The sequence below is a fragment of the Dietzia sp. DQ11-71 genome (assembly GCF_014144995.1).
GTDB classification, from domain to species: domain Bacteria; phylum Actinomycetota; class Actinomycetes; order Mycobacteriales; family Mycobacteriaceae; genus Dietzia; species Dietzia kunjamensis.
The window spans coordinates 1-7,386 of the sequence record NZ_JAALDT010000330.1; the positions used below are offsets into that span (position 1 = coordinate 1).

Annotated in this window: 11 protein-coding genes; 4 read left to right on the plus strand and 7 right to left on the minus strand. The window is 71.8% G+C overall.

All coding sequences use genetic code 11. The features are described 5' to 3' along the window. A partial coding sequence (locus G6023_RS11915; RefSeq protein ID WP_182635640.1) for a hypothetical protein occupies window positions 1–670 on the minus strand: 670 nt, incomplete at its 3' end. A gap of 99 nt (window positions 671–769) precedes the next feature. Here G6023_RS11915 and G6023_RS11920 point away from each other — a divergent pair. Beyond that, window positions 770–1,297 (plus strand): DUF1990 family protein, encoded by a 528-nt coding sequence (locus tag G6023_RS11920; RefSeq protein WP_167492363.1) that lies wholly within the window; start codon window positions 770–772, stop codon window positions 1,295–1,297. Here G6023_RS11920 and G6023_RS11925 read toward each other — a convergent pair. Then, on the minus strand, window positions 1,294–1,953 hold the full coding sequence (locus tag G6023_RS11925) for a TetR family transcriptional regulator (RefSeq protein ID WP_182635642.1): 660 nt from the start codon (window positions 1,951–1,953) through the stop codon (window positions 1,294–1,296). The genes G6023_RS11920 and G6023_RS11925 overlap by 4 nt on opposite strands. Before the next feature lie 90 nt (window positions 1,954–2,043). Between G6023_RS11925 and G6023_RS11930 the strand changes: the two genes are divergently transcribed. Then, window positions 2,044–2,589: a DUF2020 domain-containing protein gene (locus G6023_RS11930; protein WP_182635644.1), complete on the plus strand. Its 546-nt coding sequence runs from the start codon at window positions 2,044–2,046 to the stop codon at window positions 2,587–2,589. A gap of 32 nt (window positions 2,590–2,621) precedes the next feature. Here the strand turns inward: G6023_RS11930 and G6023_RS11935 are convergent, their stop codons facing one another. From G6023_RS11935 to G6023_RS11955, 5 genes are all read right to left on the minus strand, one after another. Further along, complete coding sequence (locus G6023_RS11935) at window positions 2,622–3,224, minus strand: TetR/AcrR family transcriptional regulator (protein WP_067717217.1); 603 nt, start codon at window positions 3,222–3,224, stop codon at window positions 2,622–2,624. Between the two features lie 97 nt (window positions 3,225–3,321). Continuing rightward, window positions 3,322–3,594 (minus strand): antitoxin, encoded by a 273-nt coding sequence (locus G6023_RS11940; RefSeq protein WP_182635646.1) that lies wholly within the window; start codon window positions 3,592–3,594, stop codon window positions 3,322–3,324. A 101-nt stretch (window positions 3,595–3,695) separates the two neighbouring features. After that, complete coding sequence (locus tag G6023_RS11945; RefSeq protein WP_182635648.1) at window positions 3,696–3,974, minus strand: GlsB/YeaQ/YmgE family stress response membrane protein; 279 nt, start codon at window positions 3,972–3,974, stop codon at window positions 3,696–3,698. 159 nt (window positions 3,975–4,133) lie between these two features. Then, window positions 4,134–4,424, minus strand: coding sequence for a GNAT family N-acetyltransferase (locus G6023_RS11950; RefSeq protein ID WP_182635650.1), 291 nt, complete (start codon window positions 4,422–4,424; stop codon window positions 4,134–4,136). Further along, a complete protein-coding gene (locus G6023_RS11955; protein ID WP_182635652.1) occupies window positions 4,421–5,317 on the minus strand; it encodes a universal stress protein in 897 nt (298 codons plus the stop codon). Before G6023_RS11955 ends, G6023_RS11950 begins: the two co-directional genes overlap by 4 nt. Window positions 5,318–5,573: 256 nt before the next feature. On the opposite strand from G6023_RS11955, the gene G6023_RS11960 reads away from it, so the two are divergent. Together G6023_RS11960 and G6023_RS11965 are read left to right on the plus strand one after the other, a co-directional pair. After that, window positions 5,574–6,572 carry a pseudouridine synthase gene (locus G6023_RS11960; protein WP_182635654.1) on the plus strand — a complete coding sequence of 333 codons (999 nt, stop codon included), beginning with the start codon at window positions 5,574–5,576 and terminating at the stop codon, window positions 6,570–6,572. A gap of 27 nt (window positions 6,573–6,599) precedes the next feature. After that, window positions 6,600–7,370, plus strand: a complete 771-nt coding sequence (locus G6023_RS11965; protein WP_182635655.1) for an ABC transporter ATP-binding protein — start codon at window positions 6,600–6,602, stop codon at window positions 7,368–7,370. Window positions 7,371–7,386 lie beyond the last annotated feature (16 nt).

Sequence of the window (7,386 nt, forward strand, 5' to 3'; positions counted from 1 at the left end):
CACCCGGTCCGCGGATCTCCGAGCAGGCGTACCTGGCGCCCAGCAGTGTGGCCTGACCCGCGAGCGCGGCCCGGGCACCGTCGCGGGGCGTGACGACCCCGGCGGCAACGGTGTCGGGGACGACGTCCGGATCGAAGGCCGGCGGGGTGGTCGTCGCCGTGGTCGCCGAGGTCGTCATCGACGCGTCGGTCGTGGCCCCCGCAGCCGTGGTCTCCGCACCTTCCGTGTCCGCCGATCCCGTATCCGGGACCTCGGCGGCGTCGGTAGCGGCGTCGGTGCCCGTCGCGTCGGCGTCGGTCGTGCTGGTGCCCGCCAGTCCGGCTTCGTACCTCTCGGGTGACCCCGGGCCGCCGTAGGTGCACAGCAGCCCCAGGTCGCCGGAACCGGTCGGGGCGACCTCCGGCATGTCGGCACCGGTGAGGTCGATGATCTCCTCGGTGGTCAGGTCGAGGAGCTCGCAGGCGTTGAGTCGTTCCTCGGGCGCGGGCCGACCCTCGACCATCTCGGCGGCGACGTCGTGCCGGGGATTCGGGGTGAGTCTCGGCGGGCCCGCGTCACCCGAACCGGGGCCGGTGGCAGTGCATCCGGCGACAGCCACCGTGGCCGCCAGAGCGGCGACGCCTCCGGCGAGACGGCGTCCGCTCGCCGGACGGGGTCGCTGCGATCGCATGGCCCGATCCTACGGGTCGGCCCCACGGCCATGACCCCGACGTCCGGCGTTCACCGCGCGTGCGCGGCCCGCTCATCTCGCTCGGCGACACTGCCGGGTGTGGAAGCGAGACGCGGGCGGGACGCGCAGCCGCTGCCGGGGCCCGCACTCGGCTACCGGCGTTCGGACCTGCACGAACACGGGAGACCTCCCGGGGGGTGGAGGGAGGTCATCGCCCACGCCGTGCTCGGCGAGGGCGTCGCCCTGTTCGACGGGGCCGCGGACGATCTGCTGAGTCTGACCGCCCACGCCCGCGCGGGGATCAGGACGGCCCCGGCGGATCCGCCTCTGGCATCGGACCTCGTCGTGCTCGACGGGCCGATGCGTGGACCCTGCCGACTGGTCGACCTGATCGACGAGTCGCTCCGGCAGGGCGTCGTCGTCGGCACCCTCGAGGGCAACACCGCGGTGGCCGAGCACCGCTGCCACCTCGACCTGCACCCCGGGACGGACGAGGTCACCGTCACCGTCCGGACGGTGTGGCGGCCGCGCACCTTCTCGGTGCTTCCCGGTGCCGCGGGCCGCGAGGCGCGCGCCTACGAACGCATGGGCGACCGCCTGGTCCGGACGCTCGGCGGGGCTTTCTAACCGGGCACGGCGCCGTCGGGGGCAGCCGGGCCTCTGGCGACGTCGGTCGGCTCGGTCACCGAGCCCCGGATGGCATCGAACGATTCCCGGATGCGGTATTCGAGCAGGGATCCGGGCTCGTCGGTGCGCCACCGTTCCACGGCGATGCGGAGGATCGCGATCGACGCGGCCGCCACCGTCGCGGCCTCCACCGAGTCCGGTTCCCGCCCCTCCCGGCGCGCCACCAGGGACGCCAGCTCCTTCTCGTTGCCCGCCAGGATCTCGTAGACCTGGGTCCGGACGCTCGCCTCCCGGCGCCACATGTCGTGGAATCGGTCGAAGGCCCGGCTCTGCCGCCGTGCGTTGGACACCTGGTGCCACATGAGCCGTGAGAGGGCGGTCATGGTGGACACGCTGCGGTCGGTGAGGAACTCCCTCACCGCGTCACGACCGGCGGGGGGAGTGTCGGGGATGCAGGCGGCGGCCTTCGACGGGAAGTAGTTGAAGAACGTCCGCCGCGACACGTTGGCGGCTCTGGCGATCTCGTCGACCGTCACCGCGTCGAGTCCCCGCTCGATGACCAGATCGACCGCGGCGGCGGAGATCGCACCGCGCAGGTCGCGGCGGCGGTCCTCCGCGCGGTCGGCGCCCGCAGCGATGCTCGTGGAGTCGCTCATCTGCCACCTCCCGGTGCCGTCGCCGTGTCGGCGGTCAGCCGCACCGCCACGGTCAACAGTACTGACCGACCCGGCATCTATCCTGGCGGTATGCGCAAACCCGCCTCCCCAGCCCTCGTCGCGGTGTCCGCGGTCCTGCTCGGTGCCCTCGCCGGGTGCGGCGGCTCCGAGCCGGCCCCGGAGATGGGCACCATCCGGACCGCCCCTCCCGAGACGACCGAGCCGGAACTGCCGCCCGTCGAACCGGTCGCCGATGCCGAGTGCCCGTACCTGTCCGCCGACGAGGTCGCACGACTCAGCGGCCAGCCGGTCACCGACGTGCGGATCGACGACGGCGTGGAGCCCGCGGCCTGCTTCTTCTACGACTCGAGCGGCGAGGTGCAGCTCACGACCACCGTGTATTCGGTCGCGTCCCCGGAGCGGGCGGCGGAGCTGGTGGAGGAGTCGGCGCCCTCCGACGAGGCCGAACCCTCGCAGGCGGACGGAGGCTGGAGCGGCGGCCGTACGGTGGGCCTGGGCGGTGCGCTGGTGGTCCTGTCCCGCGACGCCCGGGTGCTGGCCGTGCAGTCCACGCAGGACGACCCGACGACGGCCCAGCGGATCGCTGACGTCACCGCCCCGCGGGTGGCGGGCTGACCCGCCGCGCAGTAGGGATCACGTGCAGGGGATCAGGTCGGGTCGGTGACCATCCCCAGGATGAGCTCGGCCATGGAGCGGGCGGTCATCGCGGTGGTCCGGACTTCGCCGAGCATGGCGGCGGTCACCGAGCCGTCGTGGAGGAGCGCCAACCGGTCGGCCAGGTCGGTGATGTTGTCCGGGTCCTCGAGGCCCATGCCGGCGAGCTCGGAGCGCAGGGTCTCGGCGACCCACTGCCGCTGATCGGCCACGGCGGCGCGGATCGCGCGCTCGCCGTCCGTCGCCGGGCTGGGGAACTCGATCGCCGCCGCGAGGTGGCAGGACCCGGGCATGGCGGGCTCGACCTGCTCGCGGACGATGTCGAACAGTGCCAGGATGCGGCCCCGGGCATCCGGGGCGAGGTCGGCGCGACGCCGCCACAGGTCACGGTCCCGTTCGGCGACCGACCGCAGATAGGCCACGACGAGCTCGTCCTTCGACCCATAGGTGTTGTACAGGCTGGCCTTGGCCACCCCGGCCTCCCGCAGGATCCGGTCGATCCCGACCGCACGGATCCCGTCGGTGGAGAACAGACGGGTCGCCGTCGCCAGGAGCCGCTCCCGCGGCCCGGGCTTGGTCGACCGTGTGCTCGTCACGGGGTACACACTATCGGCAGTGACCGCCGACACCACGGGGCCGGTGCCGCGCGCGGCGGACACCGGCCCCATCGCCTGACGGTGCGGTCGATGATGGTCAGGCCGGCGGCTGGCCGTCGGCCGGCGGGCGGCTGTGCTGCGACGAGTCCGGGTTCGGCGTCGGCGTGCCGTCCGGGGCGTCCGGGACCTCGGGCGTGTCCGCGGTGCGTCCGGTGAGGAACTCGCCGGCCTTCTGCTGGGCGGTGTCGACGTGCTGGGCGTGCTTGCCGCCGGTGCGCTTGTCGAACGCGTCGCCCGCCTTCTGAAGCGCGGACTCCACCTTGCCCGGGTTCTTGCGGGCGAGGTCCTTGGCCTTGTCGAACAGTCCCATGTCGGACTCCTTCTACTCGGGATGGTGTACACGAACGCCCCGGCCCTTGTCGGGGCCGGGCCGTCCGGATGATGCGGTGTCTCTGGCGTCTCGCGCCCGGGTCAGACCCTGGTGCGTCCGCGACCCTTGATGGCAGAGACGATGAAGATGACCAGGATCGCGCCGATGATCGCGGCGACGAAGCCCCAGATGGAGAATGCCTCCGGCATGCCACCGCCACCGGTGACGAGGGAGACGAGGAGGCCGACGATGAAGGCGCCGATCACGCCGGCGAGAACGTTGGCGACGAGGCCCATCTGTGCGTTCTTGCCCATGATCATGGAGGCGATCCAGCCAGCGAGGCCACCGACGATGATCCAGGAGATGATGCTCCACAACATTGTGGTTGTCCTTTCCCGAGAGTCGTACTCGGCCCGGGACGGGCCGCTCTCTCAGGAGAACACGACACAGACACGAATGCTTCCGGTCGCACGCCGTGTGGCGTTAAACGTCGCTCACTCGTTACCGGTCCGTGTCCGCCGGGCCACCCGCCCGCGGCCTCAGGCGATCTCCGCGGCCTCGGGGTGCTTTTGGATGTATCCCGCGACGAACGAACACGACGGGCGCACCCGCAGTCCCTCCTCCCGGGTCACCTGCAGCGCCTCACCGACCAGCGTCCCGGCGAGACCGCGCCCACCGAATTCGGACGCGACCACCGTGTGGGGGAACTCCCGGACGCCGTCCGTGCCGTCGGAATAGTCGGCGAAACCCGCCACCACATCGTCCACGAGGATCTCGAATCGCCCGGCGGCGGTGTCACGCCGAACCTGAACGTTGTCCTCGCAGCTCATGAGTGCGATTCCGGACGGACGACCATCACCGGGCACGGGGCCGCCTGCAGGAGCGCGCGGGAGGTGGAGCCGAGGACCATGCCCGTGAACCCGCCCCGCCCGTGGGAGCCGACGACGACGAGCTGGGCGTTCTCGGCCTGCTCGACGAGTGCCTGGACCGCGCGATCGCGCGTGACGAACCGCTGCACCTCGACATCGGGGTACCGGTCCGAGAATCCCGCCAGCCGCTCCGACAGCGTCTGGAGCTGCTGCTCCTCGAGTTCCTTCCAGTCATCCTCGGTGAGGGAGATGCCGGCCGCCGCGGCCTGCACCTGCGGATCCATCCAGGTGTGCACGGCGACGAGGGGGGCGGACCGCGCGGAGGCCTCGGCGAACGCCCACTCGGTGGCCTTGGCGCTGACCTCGGAGCCGTCGATCCCCACGACGACCGGGCCGCTGCGGTTCAGGTCGTCCGTGTCCTCCCGGGTCACCACGACCGGGCAGAACGCGTGGCTGGCCACCGCCGCCGACACCGAGCCGAGCACCATGCCCTTGATCCCGCCCAGGCCGCGGGAACCCAGGACGATGAGCTTGGCCTTGCGCGAGTAGTCGATGAGCACCTGCGCGGGGTTGCCCTCGACGACCGCGTGCGACAACTCGATGCCGGGCGCCACCTTGGCCGCGGTCTCGCGGGCCTTCTCGATGATGGGCGTGCACTCCCGCTCCAGCTCGTCGTAGACGGGCTGCGGAGGGATCATCCCCTCGGCGAACATCGCGGCCGGCATCGTGTAGCTGGTCACGAGGAGCAGCGGGATGCGGCGGGTGGCGGCGGTGTTGGCGGCGTACGCGACCGCACCGGTGGAGGCGGCAGAGCCGTCGACGCCGACGACGACGGTGTTCTCGAGGGAAGCCATGACCCCGACCCTACCGCCGGGATACGACACCGGATCGCGGTTTGGGAGTGGGCCGTCTAGAGCTGGTCCGGAAACGGGGCGTTGGCCGGGTAGGCCATGTTGAAACTCCCCTGGAACGCCGGGAGGACGACGCGGCCCGGGCCGAAGAGGAAGAAGTCGACGACGACGTCGATCATGGGCGCTCCCGAGTGTTCAGAGTGGTGCGAGGGACAGATGGTGCTCGAGTGAGTGTAGCCCACCGACTAGGCTCGTGGACATGTCCAGCTCGAGACGCCGTGGGCGGCCCCTCCCGCTGCGGAACGGTGTCGACCCGGTCCGGATCCGGCTGGCCGACCCCGGACAGGGGCCCCGCAGCATCCCCGAGGAGTTGCGCCGACGCTTCCCCGACCGGCTCGCCGAGCTCACCGTGGCCCTCGAGGCGGGGCAGGTCGTCACCGCCGACGGGGCACCGGTCACTGCCGCCACCCGGCGGCACCGGGGGATGGACGTGTGGATGTACCGGACGCCGGAGCCCGAGATCCCGGTCCCGTTTGAGGTCGAGGTCCTGCACGCGGACGACCGCCTCGTCGTCGTCGACAAACCCCACTACCTCGCCACGACCCCCCGCGCGGGGCACGTCACCGAGACCGCACTCGTCCGGCTCCGGCGCGATCTCGCGGTGGACGACCTCGCGCCCGCCCACCGCCTCGACCGGCTCACCGCCGGCGTCCTGGTCTTCACCGTCGATCCCGCGCACCGCGGCGCCTACCAGGAACTCTTCGCCGCCCGCCGGGTCACCAAGACCTACCTGGCGGTCGCGACCGCCCCCGACGGGGTTCCCGCCGAACGGCAGCGGTCCAGCCGGATCGTCAAGACCCGCGGCGTCCTGCAGGCGGCCGAGGTCGACGGCGAGCCCGACGCCCACACCCGCATCACCCTCCTGGGCACCCGGGGGGACGGGGCCGGGCGGATCGGGCTCTACCGGCTCGAACCCACCACCGGCCGCACCCACCAGCTGCGCGTGCACATGAACGCACTCGGGACCCCGATACTCGGCGACGACCTCTACCCCCGTGTGCTCGACGTTGCCCCCGGCGACTTCTCGACACCACTGCAGTTGCTGGCCGAGTCGATCGCCTTCACCGACCCCGTCTCCGGTGAGAATCGCGAGTTCGCCACCCGGCGGACCCTCGACGCCTGGACCCGTGAGCAGGATCAGGGTGGACACCCGGGCAATCCCCCATCGGCTTCCGCTCCGAATTCCTGCAAGCTTTAGATCGACCACCATGATCCGAGGGAGCACATGACCACCCAGGCCGAGACCCACCAACACGACGGCGAGCCGCACTCCGCGGCCGCCGTCGCCACCGACCTCGTCATGACCTACGGGGAGGGCGAGACCGAGGTCCGTGCACTCGACCACGTCAGCGCGACCTTCGAACGCGGACGGTTCACGGCGATCATGGGCCCCTCCGGCTCGGGCAAGTCGACCCTCATGCACTGCATGGCGGGACTGGACCGGCCGACCTCCGGGTCGGTGCGGATCGGGGATACCGAGATCGTGGGGCTGGCGGACAAGGAACTGACGGCGCTGCGACGCGACCGCATCGGATTCGTCTTCCAGTCCTTCAACCTCGTCCCGACCCTGACGGCCGAGGAGAACATCACCCTGCCCCAGGACATCGCCGGCCACAGTATCGACCGGCCCTGGTTCGACGAGGTGATCGGCCGGCTGGGGATCGCCGACCGGCTCTCGCACCGGCCGTCCGAACTGTCCGGCGGCCAGCAGCAGCGCGTGGCGTGCGCCCGCGCCCTGGTCGGCCGCCCGGACATCCTGTTCGGTGACGAGCCCACCGGCAACCTCGACTCCACCTCCTCGGCCGAGGTCCTGGCCATCCTGCGCAGCGCCGCAGACGACTTCGGTCAGACCGTCGTGATCGTCACCCACGACCCGCGCGCCGCCACCTACGCCGACCGCGTCCTGCTGCTCGCCGACGGCCGGGTCGTCCGCGAGCTCGCCCACCCCACCGCCGACGAGATCCTGGCGGCCATGGGCGCCCTCGAGGAGCGGTGATGGCGGCCAGGCACGC

What these genes read in the sequence shown, in the direction of transcription:
- G6023_RS11925 (WP_182635642.1), bottom strand. Translation starts at nt 1,953, where the DNA reads ATGAGCGACTCCACGAGCATCGCTGCGGGCGCCGACCGCGCGGAGGAC.
- G6023_RS11930 (WP_182635644.1), top strand. Translation starts at nt 2,044, where the DNA reads ATGCGCAAACCCGCCTCCCCAGCCCTCGTCGCGGTGTCCGCGGTCCTG.
- G6023_RS11940 (WP_182635646.1), bottom strand. Translation starts at nt 3,594, where the DNA reads ATGGGACTGTTCGACAAGGCCAAGGACCTCGCCCGCAAGAACCCGGGC.
- G6023_RS11945 (WP_182635648.1), bottom strand. Translation starts at nt 3,974, where the DNA reads ATGTTGTGGAGCATCATCTCCTGGATCATCGTCGGTGGCCTCGCTGGC.
- G6023_RS11950 (WP_182635650.1), bottom strand. Translation starts at nt 4,424, where the DNA reads ATGAGCTGCGAGGACAACGTTCAGGTTCGGCGTGACACCGCCGCCGGG.
- G6023_RS11955 (WP_182635652.1), bottom strand. Translation starts at nt 5,317, where the DNA reads ATGGCTTCCCTCGAGAACACCGTCGTCGTCGGCGTCGACGGCTCTGCC.
- G6023_RS11960 (WP_182635654.1), top strand. Translation starts at nt 5,574, where the DNA reads ATGTCCAGCTCGAGACGCCGTGGGCGGCCCCTCCCGCTGCGGAACGGT.
- G6023_RS11965 (WP_182635655.1), top strand. Translation starts at nt 6,600, where the DNA reads ATGACCACCCAGGCCGAGACCCACCAACACGACGGCGAGCCGCACTCC.